Source organism: Telluria sp. ZT3P26, assembly GCF_059686035.1.
This window is the reverse complement of record NZ_JCASII010000004.1, coordinates 343,501-359,604: the sequence shown is the minus strand read 5'-3', so window position 1 is coordinate 359,604 and position 16,104 is coordinate 343,501. Positions and strand designations below refer to the sequence as shown.

The 16,104-nt window shown below is 61.1% G+C and carries 15 protein-coding genes; 10 read left to right on the top strand and 5 right to left on the bottom strand.

Going from position 1 to position 16,104, the window contains the following annotated elements; all coding sequences use genetic code 11:
* Positions 1 to 3 precede the first annotated feature (3 nt).
* From AC56LN_RS15310 to AC56LN_RS15295, 4 genes are all read left to right on the top strand, one after another.
* Entirely contained in the window at positions 4 to 969 is a 966-nt protein-coding gene (locus AC56LN_RS15310; RefSeq protein WP_482897545.1) for an ABC transporter permease, read from the top strand.
* Between the two features lie 234 nt (positions 970 to 1,203).
* Complete coding sequence (locus tag AC56LN_RS15305) at positions 1,204 to 2,817, top strand: methyl-accepting chemotaxis protein (protein WP_499572937.1); 1,614 nt, start codon at positions 1,204 to 1,206, stop codon at positions 2,815 to 2,817.
* A 470-nt stretch (positions 2,818 to 3,287) separates the two neighbouring features.
* Positions 3,288 to 3,719, top strand: a complete 432-nt coding sequence (locus AC56LN_RS15300; protein WP_499572935.1) for a DUF6678 family protein — start codon at positions 3,288 to 3,290, stop codon at positions 3,717 to 3,719.
* A 451-nt stretch (positions 3,720 to 4,170) separates the two neighbouring features.
* Positions 4,171 to 4,524 (top strand): hypothetical protein, encoded by a 354-nt coding sequence (locus AC56LN_RS15295; protein WP_499572933.1) that lies wholly within the window; start codon positions 4,171 to 4,173, stop codon positions 4,522 to 4,524.
* Positions 4,525 to 4,685: 161 nt separating this feature from the next.
* On the opposite strand, the gene AC56LN_RS15290 is transcribed toward AC56LN_RS15295, so the two are convergent.
* On the bottom strand, positions 4,686 to 5,795 hold the full coding sequence (locus tag AC56LN_RS15290; protein ID WP_499572931.1) for a serine hydrolase domain-containing protein: 1,110 nt from the start codon (positions 5,793 to 5,795) through the stop codon (positions 4,686 to 4,688).
* 274 nt (positions 5,796 to 6,069) lie between these two features.
* On the opposite strand from AC56LN_RS15290, the gene AC56LN_RS15285 reads away from it, so the two are divergent.
* The 6 genes from AC56LN_RS15285 (at position 6,070) to AC56LN_RS15260 (ending at position 8,680) form a co-directional block, all read left to right on the top strand.
* Positions 6,070 to 6,261, top strand: coding sequence for a hypothetical protein (locus tag AC56LN_RS15285; RefSeq protein ID WP_499572929.1), 192 nt, complete (start codon positions 6,070 to 6,072; stop codon positions 6,259 to 6,261).
* Between the two features lie 153 nt (positions 6,262 to 6,414).
* Entirely contained in the window at positions 6,415 to 6,702 is a 288-nt protein-coding gene (locus tag AC56LN_RS15280) for a hypothetical protein (RefSeq protein ID WP_499572927.1), read from the top strand.
* Positions 6,703 to 6,817: 115 nt separating this feature from the next.
* Positions 6,818 to 7,321 (top strand): DUF6438 domain-containing protein, encoded by a 504-nt coding sequence (locus AC56LN_RS15275; RefSeq protein ID WP_499572925.1) that lies wholly within the window; start codon positions 6,818 to 6,820, stop codon positions 7,319 to 7,321.
* Between the two features lie 123 nt (positions 7,322 to 7,444).
* Entirely contained in the window at positions 7,445 to 7,771 is a 327-nt protein-coding gene (locus tag AC56LN_RS15270) for a hypothetical protein (RefSeq protein WP_499572923.1), read from the top strand.
* 340 nt (positions 7,772 to 8,111) lie between these two features.
* The gene (locus tag AC56LN_RS15265) at positions 8,112 to 8,390 is read left to right on the top strand and encodes a type II toxin-antitoxin system RelE/ParE family toxin (RefSeq protein WP_499573301.1); all 279 of its coding nucleotides are present in this window, start codon (positions 8,112 to 8,114) and stop codon (positions 8,388 to 8,390) included.
* Positions 8,391 to 8,404: 14 nt separating this feature from the next.
* Positions 8,405 to 8,680: a HigA family addiction module antitoxin gene (locus AC56LN_RS15260; protein WP_499572921.1), complete on the top strand. Its 276-nt coding sequence runs from the start codon at positions 8,405 to 8,407 to the stop codon at positions 8,678 to 8,680.
* A gap of 47 nt (positions 8,681 to 8,727) precedes the next feature.
* Here the strand turns inward: AC56LN_RS15260 and AC56LN_RS15255 are convergent, their stop codons facing one another.
* From AC56LN_RS15255 to AC56LN_RS15240, 4 genes are all read right to left on the bottom strand, one after another.
* Positions 8,728 to 9,603: a MipA/OmpV family protein gene (locus AC56LN_RS15255; RefSeq protein WP_499572920.1), complete on the bottom strand. Its 876-nt coding sequence runs from the start codon at positions 9,601 to 9,603 to the stop codon at positions 8,728 to 8,730.
* A 104-nt stretch (positions 9,604 to 9,707) separates the two neighbouring features.
* A complete protein-coding gene (locus AC56LN_RS15250) occupies positions 9,708 to 10,769 on the bottom strand; it encodes a S1/P1 nuclease (RefSeq protein ID WP_499572918.1) in 1,062 nt (353 codons plus the stop codon).
* Positions 10,770 to 10,786: 17 nt separating this feature from the next.
* Positions 10,787 to 12,472 carry a bifunctional metallophosphatase/5'-nucleotidase gene (locus AC56LN_RS15245; protein ID WP_499572916.1) on the bottom strand — a complete coding sequence of 562 codons (1,686 nt, stop codon included), beginning with the start codon at positions 12,470 to 12,472 and terminating at the stop codon, positions 10,787 to 10,789.
* A gap of 203 nt (positions 12,473 to 12,675) precedes the next feature.
* On the bottom strand, positions 12,676 to 16,095 hold the full coding sequence (locus AC56LN_RS15240) for a TonB-dependent receptor (protein WP_499572914.1): 3,420 nt from the start codon (positions 16,093 to 16,095) through the stop codon (positions 12,676 to 12,678).
* Positions 16,096 to 16,104 lie beyond the last annotated feature (9 nt).

Below are 16,104 nucleotides of genomic sequence, written 5' to 3'. Positions count from 1 at the left end.
GCCATGGAAGACTTCCAGTTCGCCAGTATCGTCGTCTCCACCATCCGCAATGCGCCGGTGCTGATGTTCGCGGCCATGGCCGGCCTGTTCGCCGAGCGCAGCGGCGTGGTCGACATCGGCCTCGAGGGCAAGATCCTCGCGTCGGCCTTCGTCTCGGCCGCCGTCGCCTACACCTACCAGGATCCGTGGCTCGGTATCGCGGCCGGCATCGTCGCCTCGGTCGTGCTGGCGTTGATCCAGGCCTTCGTCTCGATCACGCAAAAGGGCAACCAGCTCGTGGCCGGCATCGCAATCAATATCGCGATGAGCGGGCTGACGTTCGTCGTCGCCCAGTACTTCTTCCAGCAGGGCGGGCGCACGCCGGACCTCGGTGAGGCGCGCCTCGCGAGCGTCATCCTGCCCGGGACCGAACTGGTGGCCGACGTGCCGGTGCTGGGCTGGGTCTACGGCAGCCTGATCGGCGGGCACTCGGTGCTGGTGTACCTGGCCTTTGCCCTGCTCCCGATCGTGCACTGGGTCCTGTTCTACAGCCGCTTCGGCCTGCGCCTGCGCGCCTGTGGCGAAAACCCGCATGCGGCCGACGCAGCCGGCATCTCGGTCCAGCGCACCCGCTACACGGCGATGATCATCGCCGGCGTGCTGTGCTCGTTCTCGGGTGCCTACCTGTCGATCGTCCAGAGCGGCTTCTTCCTGCGCGACATGTCGGCCGGCGCCGGCTACCTGGCGCTGACGGCGCTGGTGTTCGGCAACTGGCGGCCCGTACACACGGTGCTGGGTTGCATGATGTTCGGTTTCTTTGCCGCAGTGCAGATCCAGATCGAAGGCGTCGACCTGCCGGTCGTGGGCCGCATCCCGGGCTCGCTGATCCAGATGATTCCGTACATCGTCACCGTGGTCGTGCTGGCGGGCCTGATGGCCAAGTCGGTGGCGCCCAAGGCGCTGGGCAAGCCGTTCGTCAAGTCGCGCTGACGCGCATCCAAGGTCCTGCCCTCCACTGCCGGGGGGCAGGACTTGATTCTCTCCAAATCCCACTACCAATAGTCGTATTTACGATGAAATCGTCGGTATCTCGCCACAATTGAGCGAATTTATCGTCATTACGGCTATTTATCGGTTTTTCTTGTTCCGAATCTGCAACAATATGATTCCGCATGGAAACTTTTGGTTTCTACGGACATCGTATTTACTGACTCACGGAACGCCATGACATTTCAAAACCTTAAGATTCGCACGCTGATCCTCGGCGGCTTTGCCACCATTCTTGCGGCCATGCTGCTGCTGGTGGGTATCGGCCTGCTGCAGATGCAGAAAGCCGAAGCCCTCACCGACAAACTGACTGGCGAGAGCATGTACCGCCTGGCCATGCTGCAGGAGTGGCAAGCCATCATCGAGACCAACGCCGCGCGCACCATTGCCGCGATCAAGATGACTGACAAAGGCGACGAAAAATACTTCCTCGACGCGATGTCAGTGGCGTCGAAGCGCTCGGATGTGCTGCACAAGGCCTTGGTCGAGAGCCTGGCCGGCAACGACGCTGCCATGGCGCTGTTTGCCAAAGTCGACGAGCAGCGCGAAGGCTACCGCAAGGCGCGCAAGAGCGTGATGGCGCAGAAGGCGGCCGGTGACGACGCCGCGGTACGTGCCTTCCTGACGACCGACATGCTGCCGCGCGTGCAGTCGTATCTGGATAGCCTGAGCGCGATCGTCAAATTCCAGCAGGAAGTCGTGGCCGCCGATTCGAAGCAGATCCAGGACGGCTTCCAGACCAGCCTGAAGCTGCAGGTGACATTCGCCGCGATCGCGCTGGCCGCCGGCGGCCTGTTCGCCTGGTGGATGGGCCGTCGCATCACGACGCCGCTTGAAGAAGCCGTGCTGGTCGCACAGACCGTCGCCACCGGTGACCTGAGCAGCCAGATTGTCGTGCAGGGCAACAACGAAACGGGCGCGCTGATGGGCGCCCTGAAGGACATGAACGACAACCTGGTCGGCATCGTCAGCCAGGTGCGCAGCGGCACCGAAACCATCGCCGAAGCCGCCGACCAGATCTCGGCCGGTAACCTCGAACTGTCGGCCCGCACCGAGCAGCAGGCCGGCGCGCTGGAAGAAACCGCATCGTCGATGGAAGAACTGACCTCGACCGTCCGCCAGAACGCGGACAACGCGCGCGAAGCGAACACGCTGGCGCAGAACGCCTCGCAGGTGGCCGGCCGTGGCGGCGACACCGTCGGACGCGTCGTGCTGACGATGGACGCGATCACCGATTCGTCGAAGAAGATCGTGGACATCATTGGCGTCATCGACAGCATCGCGTTCCAGACCAACATCCTCGCGCTCAACGCGGCAGTGGAAGCGGCGCGCGCCGGCGAACAGGGCCGCGGCTTCGCGGTCGTGGCGTCCGAAGTGCGCAGCCTGGCGCAACGGTCGGCGGCAGCGGCAAAGGAAATCAAGGCCCTGATCGGCGACTCGAGCGCCAAGGTCGAGGAAGGCAGCCGCCTGGTATCGGATGCCGGCGCGACGATGCAGGAAATTGTCGCCAGCATCGGCCGCGTGACGAGCATCATGTCCGGCATCGCCATGGCCAGCCAGGAGCAGTCGGCCGGCATCGAACAGGTGAACCAGGCCATCGCGCAAATGGACCAGGTAACGCAGCAGAACGCGGCGCTGGTCGAAGAAGCGGCCGCCGCCTCGACGTCGATGCGCGAACAGGCGAAGGCGTTGTCGCAGCTGGTGTCGACGTTCCGCTTCGAAGCGCAACAGGTGCGCCCGGCGCTCAAGAGCGCAGCGCGGCCGGCACTGGGGATGCGCGAAGCTGCGTAATCCGGGGCACTTCGCGTTGCTAGCCAAACGCCGGGGTTCGCCCGGCGTTTTTTATGGCTTGAACGGAAGGTAGCCAGGGTCAAAGCCGGGGTCAGGTCTGACATTTGGACACGGACTCGTCCTTATTAGCCTCCCCTCGGCACAGCCGGGGTCAGGTCTGACATTTGGACACGGGCTCGTCCTTCTTAGCTTCCCCGCGGAGTTCAAAAATCGAAGTTGTGTTGAGCTCGTGTCTAAATGTCAGACCTGACCCCGGCTCCTGACCCCGGCTCACGGCTCCTTTTGACTATTTATCTTCCCGCGTCTAAGAAAGGTCATAATGTCGAAAAACACGTAGGTGCGGCCATGAACGTCTGCCATGCCTCGACCGCTGCCTATCCAGAAATTCAGTGACTTTGCCAGGCTGACAAGCCGCCGAACGGCTGAAAACTGCCGAGGTCGGCCACATGCACGCGATAATCAGGTTCAATATGGATGAATTGCCAAGCCCGGGAGCTGCCCACGAGGCAGCACAAAAAAAAATCGATGCGGCTGTCGCTGCTAGGAATCTGGGGTCTGTATCAAACAACACCCGGTGGAATGAGCTGATCAATTATTTTCGCCATGTAACCGGATGGCGGCCTTCGTATCGCTCAAAATTGGTAACAGGGCAGATCTCCGCATGGGATGTTGAATGGTTCTACCATTTACCCTTTCCATTCGCGTCAGTCGAGTGGTTCGATATTGGCTTATGGGAGGAAGTCCCTGCCAAGGGCAGACTGCTTGCATCTTCAAAAATCGACCATACAGACGAAATTTCGAACGTCGTGAGGGAGATCGGTTTCGAATTCGAGGTACGTGACGACGTCCTCAGGATTTGGGGTTACATGCCGAAATCTTACGAAGACTTCCCGCCTGTTTGATCAAGGCCGATGACCTGCTCCGGGTCGACATCTACCTGTCGAGACAAGCAACTACCATGACGTCGGCCTTACCAGCGTCAGGTCATTATCATGGCGTGACCGGATCAACCGGCTCGAAGCCCGCCGCACGCCGGCTCGAGCGCACGTAGCCAGCGTAGCCGGGGTCACGTAGCCAGGGTCAGGTCTGACATTTGGACACGGACTCTTCCTTATTACCGTCCCCACGGCATTCAAAAATCGACGTTGTGTTGAGCTCGTGTCTGAATGTCAGACCTGACCCCGGCTCCTGACCCCGGCTCCCATGCTGTGAGTCGAGTGTTGCATGGTCGATGGCGAATCAGGATTTTTACACGGCCTTGGCTGATTCCAGTACTTCGTGACCGTCCGATGTTTTGCGGCCATGGCGACCTGCTATGCTGAGTCCAACGCGCGGGTTCTGCGAAGAGCAGACATGGCTGGAAGCTCAAGATCACATCAACTCAACCTTATGAAACTTTTAGACGCGATCTTCCTATCGGCGCAGATGCCAGAAAACTCTGTGATATGCGCTCGGGAGCCGTTCCACCAGAGCAGTGAAGCAATGATCGTTCAGTTTGGTGAGGACTTTTCGATTCCGTCGGAGGTGACGCAGGATGGCTACGTTTATTTTCTTGAGACAGAAGGCGTGACAGAGTTGCTCGAGATGATCAGCCAAAAGCGCAGTTCCAGAGAAACGAAGTTTGAGTTTGTTTGCTACTACGCGTCGTGGGATGCATATCCAGCGTTTTACAACGATCTGGAGGACGTAGCCACACCGAGCCGGTGACCGATTCGGTCGGTACCGGCCTGTCGTGACAGTCCGTGCTTTTTCAAGCCAGGCAAACTGCTAGGCTGACAGGAACGGCCGGATTCGGCCAAAAGCGCCCTTACCGACGGTCTTTGAAAAGTGGTGTCAAGTTACAGGCCGTCACCGCGCCTGATGACCCTCTACTGCTCTACGGTCGCAACAATTTGACGGAACAGCTTGTTTACCTCGATTGCCCCCGCCTCGTCGTTGTACATGCCCGCAGTGACAACGACGACCAAATCCAGCCCCGGAACCACAACCAGCCTTTGCCCGCCATTCCCGAATGCCGCCGTCCAGGCTTGCTCACCACCCATCGCCCGGGTCTTTCCGTGCCACCAGTGATAGCCGTACTGGAAGCCATTACCCGCGGCAATACGCGGTTGCAGCGATGCGTCGATCCATGTGGAAGGTACAATCGGCTTGTCGTTCCAGCGTCCGTGCTGCAGGAGTAATTGCCCAATTTTGGCCAAATCGTTCGGGCGCATTCGCAAGCCCACAAAGCCCAGCGGCCGGCCACGGATGTCGCTCAGCCACTCCCAGTCGGTGATGCCGAGCGGCGCGAACAGGCGCCTACGCGCATAGTCTGGCAGGGACATGCCGACGCCCTTTTCGAGCATGGCAGTCAGCACGGCCGTGCCGCCGCCGTTGTAGCTGAAGCTCTGTCCCGCGGGATCTTTCATTGGGCGACCGAACACGTAGCGGGCTTGGGAAGAACGCCAGTACAGGCCCTGTTCGGGATTGCCCAGGCCGTAACCGCCCGACTCGTTCCAGGCCAGCCCACTGGTCATGTTCAGCAGGTGGCCGATCGTGATGTCCTGGCGCCCCGCCGTCTTCAAGCCAACCAGTTCCGGCATCAGGTCTAGCACACGCGCGTCGAGCGGCGGCACCTTGTTTTCCGATTCAGCGATGCCCCACAACAGGCTCGTCACCGATTTGCTGATCGAGCGTAAGTCATGCCGGGTGCTGGGATCGAATTCCAGAGTGTGGTTAACCAGCGAGTAGACCGAGCGGTCCTTGCCAGCGCGGTAGCATTCAGCCACGACGGCGCCGTGGCGTTTGATGACCAAGCCGTGTAGATTGGCACTGTTGGTCTGGAATGCGAATAGCGCCGCATGCAGCCGGACAGGATCGAAGCCATTGATGGTGCCATGATCAGTGTCGCAGCCGGGTACCGCCGCGTGGCCAGTACCGCACAACGCCCAGCCGCCGAGGAATGCAGCACCAAAAAATCGGGGGAAAAAGAATCGCATGATTTATCTTGCCCTAAAGATTTCCTTAACAGCATCAAATTGTCATTGTCACCGATGGTTTGCTGCACGGGCTAATCTGGCATTTCTCGCCAGTCATCGAGCGTTCGCACTGGGTCGGAACCGGCCCTCTGTGACAGTCTGCGATTTTGCTGCTTTGATGGCCTGAAGTGAAGCCGGTGAAGCCGGGGTCAGGTCTGACATTTGGACACGGACTCGTCCATATAAGCCTCCCCTCGGCATTCGAAAATTGACGTTGTGTTGAGCTCGTGTCTGAATGTCAGACCTGACCCCGGCTCTTGCTGCTCGGGTCGTGCGACGGCGCTTTGATGCCGACATCGTGCGGCGCCTGCAAGCCGTCGCATGGTGGGCTCGTTCACCGGCGTGGATCACCAGGCATCTCAATCACATTCGGGCCGGCGACATCGACGCTCTCGAAAGCGCGGGCAATGCCGATCCGCTCGAGTAGACTGTTTCGCTTGCTTACGTCAGGCTGATTTCGGTGTCAGCTTCGCGTCGAGGGGCTGCCGTACGGTGTGAGGCACAGACCGGCCAACAATGGCCCGCACGGTCAAACCCTCATTGTTCTGGACAGATCGGTCCATTAACCAAGCCAGCGTAGATGACCATATTTTCAAACGAACTGAAAACGGCCAAAAGAGCAGTGCGTATCAGTATCCTGGTGGCGATAGCATTGGTTGGCCTTGGAATCAATGAGCTTCGTTCGCAACAGACCGGTTCATTTGGTCAGGGAGCAAGCGGCCTGCTTCGCGAGTTTCTATACACCTACTTTGGCGCCACTGGCCTTTTTGCTTTATGGATCGTGGTGGCAATGATCCCTCTCTCGCTTGCAAGATTGATATGGCGCCACACACCTCGTGCTCCCAGCGATCGCTGGTACCAGAACTAATTTGCGCCAGTAGGTGCCGGCAATTACAGTGGCTGCCGGATTTCAAACCTGGCAATCGGCTAACCATGACTGAAATATTTCGATGAGATCATCCTGCACACGGATCATCGTCACAGTGACATTTCTGCTTTCGGCGTGCACGGATGCCGGTTCACCTGGGAGCAAAGAGCCAAAGCCGTTCACCGACTTCGATGTGCTTACAATCAATCAATCGGCCTGTCTGTTCGACTGCCCCGTCTTTGAGGTCAAGATTTTTTATGACGGGCGGGTGCGTCATTCCGGCCCAACCTTCGAGCAAACCGGCGGCCCCGATGAATTCCGTATCGACAGGCGCGGCCTGACGCAAATCGCACAGGCGCTGCGCGACGCACGTTTCGATGAGATGCGTGATCGTTACCAAGACGAGGCCGACGGTTGCGAATTCACAGCGTCCGATATGTCGACCCTTAGTTTGAGCATGAGCCGCGGCCGGGGATTTCGCAATAAAAACGTCGTGCTCTATACCGGCTGCCTCGGCCCCGCCATCCCGACCGAGCGCATCGATACGCTCGTCAAGGCTATTGATCGGGTCACAGGCACAGGAGCGCTACTTGAACGACGAAAGCAGGTACACCAATGACATGGTGGGGCGGGCAAGTCCTGAAACTCAACATCAATCGGAAGTCGGCAGCTGTAGGCAACGACAGTTGCCGACCAAGAGCAGACAGCGGCCGTTTGGGCCCCATGGGTAAGGATAAGGAACGTGGCCAAAATTTCATTTCATGACGCAACCATCCGCGAAATTCACACACTCGACCAAGCAATCTCCATTGTTGTCGATCAGGCATCTGTGGAGTCCTTGAAAAGCGCAGTTCGGATCGAGCTCCGCGACGTTACAAGTATCGACCGTGATGGGGTGTCGATCGATTCGCTAAGGATGGAAAAAGAGGACGGGGAAGTTCTTTCGCTCTCCACGACCTCAACTGGCATAGAACTGGTCGTGGAGTGGCATGACTTTTTACCACTCGTATCCGAGACGATCGCGTACAAAGTGCAGTGTCGCGAGTTCTCTGCAATGCCGTGCCCTTAATATCTGCCATGGTAGCCAGGGTACCCGTTGGAATGCGCTGATCCGTCATTTTCGGCCAGCGCCACGTCACGTCACGGCGCGTAGCCAGGATCACGTAGCCAGGGTCAGGTCTGACATTCGGACACGGACTCCTCCTTATTACCGTCCCAACGGCATTCAAAAATCGACGTTGCGTTGAGCTCGTGTCCGAATGTCAGACCTGACCCCGGCTGTTGGGCTCCCGGCTGTTGAGCTCGTGTTTGAATGTCAGAACTGACTCGGCTCGTGTAACCCTGCTCGTGCTGCTCGTATGACCTGAGTCAGATTGTATCTAGTAGCGATACGGTATACAATGAATCGCATGATCAGGACGTTCAGGCACAAAGGGTTGCAACGATACTTTGAGACCGGAAGCAAAGCCGGGATCCAACCTTTGCATGCAGCGAGACTGCGCCTTCAACTGGCTGCGCTTGATCAGGCGACCCGTGCGGAAGAGTTGTCCGCGCCGGCGTGGGCACTTCACCCGTTGAAAGGCGACCTCAAGGGGCATTGGGCAGTGACGGTCAGCGGCAACTGGCGAATGGTTTTTGCATTCGATGGCACCGACGCCATTCTCGTTGACTACTTTGACTACCACTAATTTTTAGGAAAAAAATGACTCGCATGCATAGTCCGCCGCATCCGGGAGAGGTGCTTCGGGAGTATCTGGGAGAGATGACGATTACCGAGGCCGCTGCACGGCTCGGCGTCAGCCGTGTCACCCTTCAGCGTGTTGTCAACGGCGCAGCAGGCGTATCGCCGGATATGGCTTACCGCCTTGCCGCCGCGCTTGCAACGAGCCCGGAGCTTTGGGCAGGCCTGCAACTGCAATACGATTTATACCAGGCCGGGAAAATCAAACGGACCAACGTCCAGCGCATTGCAGCGTAAGACGTGCCCGACACATTGACCATTCCGCCGGTCTTGCCGGCGTCATGTCACGGCGTCGCCGGATCAACCGGCTCGAAGCCTGCCGCACGCCGGTTCGAGCGTGCCAGCGTCCAGGCGAAACCAATGCCGGCCGATGCGCCCGAATTCTTCAGATGCAGCGGGCTGTCGCGGTTGGCGCTGCCGGCGTACGACTCGTAGCGCACGTAGCCGAACAGGCGCACGTCGGGATTGAGCTGGCGCGTGGCGAACAGGCCCACGCGCGCGAGCACCAGGCCGGCGTCGGCGCTGTAAGCGGCGCGGCTGGCGGTCGCATACTGCGGCGCGACTTCATAGAAATAGCGGTTGATGCGCTTGTCGCCGAACACCACCGACGTATTTGCTTCGAACGACCACAGGCCGCGCTCGCCGCGCGTTTCGTAGGCCAGCTTCGGCTCGAACGTCCAGCCCTGGCGTCGCAGGCCGCCCCGTGCTTCGATCACGGCGCGCAGCGGCAGTTCGGCGCGCAGGCGGCCGGGTTGATCACCAAACGCATCGATATCGGCCACGCGGATTTTCAGGCGCGGGCCGAATTCGAACAGCGCACCCAGATCCGGCATGCCGGCGCGCGCCTCGACGTCGTCCGAATCGGACGGCAAGGCGCCCGACAGGCCGACGTCAAACTCAAGGCTGTCAGAACGGAACAGGCGCGCCCCGATACCCGACTGGTCGGCGCGCAGCACTTCGCCGCGATAGAGCAGGAACGGGATGGGCAGGATGCGGTTGGTACGATCGTCGGCGCCGGGATAAGCCGGCGTGCTCAGGGCAGCGGCGCCAAGGCCGAATTCCCACAGCGGCAGGCTGGCGCCGGCCGGGGTCTGTGCGTGAGCGTGGAATGCGGGGAACAGGCAGGCTGCCGCGATGGCGGCCTTTAATGAAACGTGCATGGGGCCTCGGAAGTCTGGTCGGGAGATGACCGGATTCTATCCGAGGCCGCGCCAAAAGTGCAGCGCGCGCAGCGAACAATCTGCGCGGCGCCGACGGCGACAACTTATGGCCAGATTGCCTGCAGCATCGCGGCCAGGTTGTACCCGCCCTTGATCAGCTGGGTCTTGGCGATGTCGGAGCTTGGCACCGGATAGTTGGCCGGCACTTCGAGCGCGAAGGTGTAGTAGGTCTCGCCTTTCTTGCCCGTCTGCGGCGTCAGCTTGCCCGGCACCACGTCGGCATACGCCAGCTTGGCTGACTTCAGGCCATCTTCCACCCACTGCACCGGCCAGGTGGCCACGTCGCCCGTCGCTTTTGCGACCAGCGGCGCGCTGGCGATCGCCACGTCCGCGAACTGCTCCGGCGTGCGCGTCTTGATGCGGCGGAACGCATAGTCGACCGTCGTGCTGTCCCAGTACGAGTGGAACGGCTTGGTCAGCGCCTTCGGCACGCCTTCCTTGATGACGACCGGCTCACCAGCAGGGATCACCCCTTTCGACAGCGCTGCCAGTTTCTCGTCATCGAGGAGCAGGTTGTTGCCGCCGCGCGAATCGAACACCAGCGCATCGTCGATCTCGGCGCGCGATTTCGGCACGATGAACTTGCCGTCCTTGCTGACGAACGCCGAACCCACGTGCAGCGGCTGGTGGATGTCGCCGGCGAAGTGCGCCAGCAGGATCAGCGCCTGGCGCTTGGTGAACTTGTGCGGGTTCAGGGCCGGGTCGGTCTTGCCCTGCAAGACGGCGATGCACTGCTCCAGCGTCTGCACGATGTCGACGTCGCTCGTGCCCACGCCGTGCTCGTGGTAGTGATCGAGCTGGAACGGCACGTTGGTGTAGTGGTATTCGCTGTGGCGCGGATTGCCTTCGACATACTCCACCATCTCGGGCGTCTGCGGGCCGCAGTACGTGCCCTTGACGCAGTCGGCCCAGTTGGCGACCGACGCCAGCGATTCGCCCGGCTGCAGCAGCAGTGCGATTTGCTTCTGGGCGTTGGTCCCCTTGAGCAGCTTGTCGGCGATCGAGCCGACGGCGCGGTGGCCGTCGCGGCCCCAGGCGGCGGCATCCGATGCGCCCAGTAATCCGAAGGCGCTGGTCAGCGCCAGCACGCATGCGAGTTTTTTCATGATCATTTTTGATGTGCTTAATTGAGGCGCACGATGCGCGGGGTAGCCGGGGCCAGCGCGGCGCCCTGCCCTTCAAGTTTTTTCAGGTAGGTGATGAAGCCGTCCAGGTCGCGCAGGCCGGTGTCGATACGCTCGGTGCCCAGTGCGAATTCCGGATAGCCGTCGCTGCCTTCGGCCAGGAAGTTGTTCAGTGCCAGCCGATAGGTTGCGGTATCAACCAGCGGCTTGCCATCGAGCTTGATGCTGCCCGGTACCAGGCGGGTACCCGCAGGGCGCTTGGCATCCCACGTATAGGTGAAGCCTTGCGAGACTTGCAGTACGCCGGACGTCACGTTCGCGCCGTCGGGCCACTGGCGTTCGAGCAGGTTGCGGATCTGCGCGCCGGTCAGATTCATCACGACGGTCGTGTTCCCGAACGGCAGCACGGCCTGGGCCTGGCCGAAGTTGACGGTCTTGTCGGCGCCCGCTTCCAGGTCGCGCCGGATGCCGCCGTTGTTCATGAACGCGAACTGCGCGCCCAGGCTGCGGGCCGAGTCCAGCGCCGCATCGGCGATCAGGTTACCGAGCGGCGATTCACCCGCGTCGTTATTCTTGCGCAGCAGCGGCGCGGTCGCGATCTTCGCGATCGGGCGCGTCAAGGCGGCCTCGCTGCGCTCCTTCACCTGCGCGATATACGCGACCATCTTCGGATCAGCCGGATACTCGCCCGGTTTCATCACGACGTTGGCGACGGTCAGGTTCGAGACTGCACCGGTCCTGGGCTCGACCTGCATCGACACGCGCGTCAGCAGGTGGCCGGCCGTATCGGCCTGGGTCACGACCCGGCCACCGACATCGCACAGATAGCCCTGGTGCGAGTGCCCGGTCAGCACCAGCTTGACCGAGGGGTCGATCTTCTGCACGACCGGGACGATGTCGCCCGTCAGCTTGCTGCAACCGGTTTGCAATGGCGACTCGACCGTGCGGCCGCCCTGGTGCACGAGGGCCACGATGACCTTAGCGCCAGCCGCACGCATCGCCGGCAGCGCATTGTTGATCGCCTCGGCTTCGTCACCGAAGCGCAGGCCCGCGATGCCCGATGCAACCACCATGTTCGGCGTATCGCGCAGCACCACGCCCACCAGGCCGACCTTGATGCCCTTGACGGTTTCAATGATGAAGCCCGGGATGATCGGCTTGCCGGTGACCTTGTCGATCACGTTCGCGCCCAGGTACGTGAATTTGGCGCCGCCGAAATTCGGGGTGAACTTGCAGGCCTTGGTCGGGTGTAGCGAATCGCAGCCGCCGTTCTGCTGGCGCAGCAGTTCCTTGCGGCCGCCGTCGAATTCGTGGTTGCCCACCGCGCTCGCGCGCAGGTTGAGCATGTTCATCACTTCGATCGTCGGTTCGTCGGCCCACAGCGACGACAGCGCCGGGCTGGCGCCGACGATGTCGCCGGTCGACACCAGCAGCAGGTCCTTATCCTGTTTGCGCCAGGTCTGCAGGGCCGCGGCCACCGCTTCGGCGCCGCCGGCGCGCATGACCTGGTCCTTGCCATCGGCGCCCTTGAGCACGTAGCGGCTTGGCTCCAGGTTGCCGTGGAAGTCGTTGAGCGACACCAGGTTGATGGTGACCGGGGCCTGGGGAGCAGACACGCAACCGGCGAGCAGCAGCGCAACGGTGAGCGTGGAAAGACGGGCGCTTGCGCGACACGAGACGATCATGAAAAACACCTTGTATGGAATCGGGCCGGGATGGCCGGCACCCGAACAGCGGGGATTGGATAAGCGCAACAGCAGCCATTATCCCACGCCGCCTGTGCGCAGGAAATCCTTACAGCATCAGGGCTGCTGACTTTTTTGATGAAAAAAACGGCCGGTGTTTCCACCGGCCGTTCTGGCTACTTCAGGCTACGAATTGGCGCTGCTTAGAATTCGTAACGCAGGGTTGCCTGGATGGCCCACTGCGACTCGCCCTTGGCTTGCTTCAGGTCCTGACGCTCGACGTCGTTACGCACGACGTAGACATAACGACCTTGTGCATCGATACCGGCGACGTCGACGAAGCTGCGTGCCTGGCCACCGGACGACTGGAAGCTGATCTCTTCGGTACGGCCCCATTTCTTGTTCAGCAGATTGCCGAAGTTCATGAAGTCGAGCGAGAAGGTCGCCTTGTTGCGTGCGAAGATGCCCGGGATTTCCTGGCTGATGCGCACGTCGAAGGTGTTGACCCATTCGGCGGTCGAGTTGTTGCGCTTCACGACACCACCGGCAGCCTTGCTCAGGCCCTTGTTCGCATTGACGACGTCCCAGAAGCGCTGCTCGTTGGCACGGCTCGTTGCGGTGTCGCCGAAGAACACGACTTCGTTCGAACCGAAGGCGGTCGGGATGTACATCAGGTCGTTGCCGGCCAGGTTGTCACCGTTCATGTCGTTGTTGAACGTCCAGCTGTACGGACGGCCTTCACGACCTTCGTAGAAGACGCCGACACGCGTGTTGTAGCCTTCGAAGAATTTCTTCTGGAAGTTCATCAGCGCATTGACGCGATTCTTGATGGCGTAGCTCGAGGTTGCAGCGACTTCTTCGTTCGGGTTGAACGACGAACGGCCGTTGAAGTTCGAGTTGGCCACCGACGAGGTCAGCGGCGAGACTTCGGTTGCATCGGTGTAGGTGTATGCCACCGACCAGCCAAAGCCCTTGGTCATCGGCTGCGACAGCGACATGGTCAGCACTTTCGCGTCGCCCTTGTCGGTATCACGCGCCACCAGCACGTTGCCGAAGCTGCGGTTGTTCAGCGAACGGTTGACCGCGCCGCAGGTGGTGATGACGTTGGCCGTGTTGTTCGACACGCCGTAGCACGCCTGGCTCAGGCCGGCTGCGTTCCAGAACAGCTGACGGCCATCCGAACCGGTGCGGGTTGCTGCGCCCAGGTTCAGGTGTTCGTAGTAGATGCCGTTCTTGTTCTTGGTGTACAGCGCTTCGGCGCCGAAGACCAGGCCGTACCATGGCAGTTCGGTGTCGAATGCCAGGTTGGTTTTCCAGATCGATGGCTGACGGAAGTTCGGATCCAGGAAGTTGACGTCAGCGGCCGGGATGGCGCCGGCGATGGCAGGCTGGGCATCCGGATTGAAGCTGATCAGGCCGCCGGTGGTCGGGCAGCGGGTCGCGCCGGTACCCGAGCAGCTGATCGTGGCGGTTGCCACGCCGGTGCCCGAGAACGGGTTCGACATCCACACGGTGGCTGCCGCGCCCTGGAACAGGCCGAAGCCGCCGCGCAGCTGGGTCGGACGTGGCGACTTGTCGAAGCGGTAGTTGAAGCCGACACGTGGCTGGACCAGATCGGTGCCATCGATGGTGCGGGTGTTGTCCAGGCCGAAACCGCCGGACTGGCGCACGCCGGTGGCCGGGTTGCCGGCAACCAGTGGCTGGGCAGCAGCCGTGTTGGCCAGTGGGCGGCCGCCGACATCGTTACGGTCGTAACGCACGCCGTAGGTCAGAGTCAGCTGGTCGTTGACGGTAAAGGTGTCTTGCAGGAACAGGCCGGTGTTCTTGGTGGTGAACTGGGCGACCGCATCGTTCAGCGATGCGCCTGGCAGCGCGCGCTGCTGGCTGTAGCTCAGTGGACGACCCTTCTGGAAGTTCTCCAGCACGGCTTGCTGAACCTGGGCATTGGTTGCGCGTGCGCAGCTTGGCAGCGCGCCGAAGCTGTAGAAGTTCGCGGCCGTCGAATCCAGGCAGCCGAACGTGTACGAGCCGTTGATACCCTGCAGGAACGCGTTGTAGACGTCGTTCTTGGTCTGGTCGACACCGAACTTCAGTTCATGGTCGCCCACGATCCAGTTGGCGCCAGCGTACAGGTCCTTGGTCTTGTTGCGCAGCACGTTGTTGTGACGGCTGAACTCGGTACCGAAGTTGATGTTACGGTTGGCAGTCGACAGGCCGCTTGGTGCGTCAGCCGGCAGCGCGCCGCTGAACTGCAGGGCCATCGATGGCGTGCGGGTTGCGTTGGTCGGGACCGAATCGTAATCGCGGTTCGAGAACTTGAACTCGGTCGAGAAGTTCGGGGTCCAGTCCGAGAACAACTGGGCAACAACCGTCTCGATCGACTTGCCCTGGTTGTAGAAGCTCGACGACAGGCCGACACCGGTGGCCGAGAAGCCCGGGTAGAACGGCTCGCCCTGTTCGGTCTTGGCGTAACGCAGGTTGGCGCGGTGTTCGTCGGTGATGTTCCAGTCGAACTTCACCAGGCGCTCTTTCGAGGTCAGCATCGAGCCGCTCGGTACGGCAGTGCTGCCGATGTCGACGCCGTAGGTTTGCTGGGCGATGCGCTGGGCTTCTGCAATGGACGACTGGCTGATGCCGACGGTGGTGCCGGCGCCGCTGCCGATGGCGCCGAACTCAGGGCTCGAACGCGAGCTCTCGAAGTTCTCGGCCAGAGCGTAGATGAACAGCTTGTCCTGGATCAGCGGACCCGATGCCCAGACACCCTTGGTGGTTTCCTTGGACTTCGGCGCGTCGGTGTAGACGTCGGTGATCGGGTTGTAACGGTCGCCCGACAGGTTGTCGTTGCGGTACACGTAGTACACGCCACCCTTGTAGGTGTTGGTACCCGACTTGGTCACGGCGTTGATGTTCGCGCCGGTGTAGCCCTTCTGGGTCACGTCGTAGTTGGCGACGTTGACCTGCACCGACTGGATCGCTTCGATCGAGATCGGCTGGCGTGCGGTCGGGCTGCCATTGGCTTCCAGGCCGAACGTGTCGTTGATCGCGACGCCGTCGATGGTCGTCGAGTTGTAGCGCGAGTTCTGGCCGGCGACCGAGATTTCGCCGCGGTCCTTGTCGGTCTGCGAGACGCGCGGGTCGGCACGTGCATAGTCTTGCAGGTTACGCTGGATCGATGCCTGGGTCTGGAGCTGGGTGTTGCTGATGGCGGTGCCCGCGCCCATGTTGTTGGCCGAGAAGACTTCCGAACGCGATGCGGTACCGGCGATGGTCACCGTCTGCACGCCCAGGGTAGCGTCGACTTCGGCGGTCTGTGCCAGGTCGAGGAAGACGTTGTTACGGGTCTGGGTAATCCCGTCTTTGGTGATGGTGATCGTGTACGGACCACCCACGCGCAGGCCACGTGCAACGTAGCGGCCTTCAGCGTCGGTCACGACATTGCTGACAGAACCCGACTCGGTGTGCAGGATCTGCACTTGCGCGCCGGCAGCCGGCTGACCCGAGACGTTCGAGATACGGCCACCGACGGCCGAGGTGGTGTTCTGTGCGAACGACGGCGACGCCGCCAACGCAACTGACAAAGCCAGCGCCAACTTGGTGAGCCGGATCTGCTGTTGAGTGATCATTGATTACCC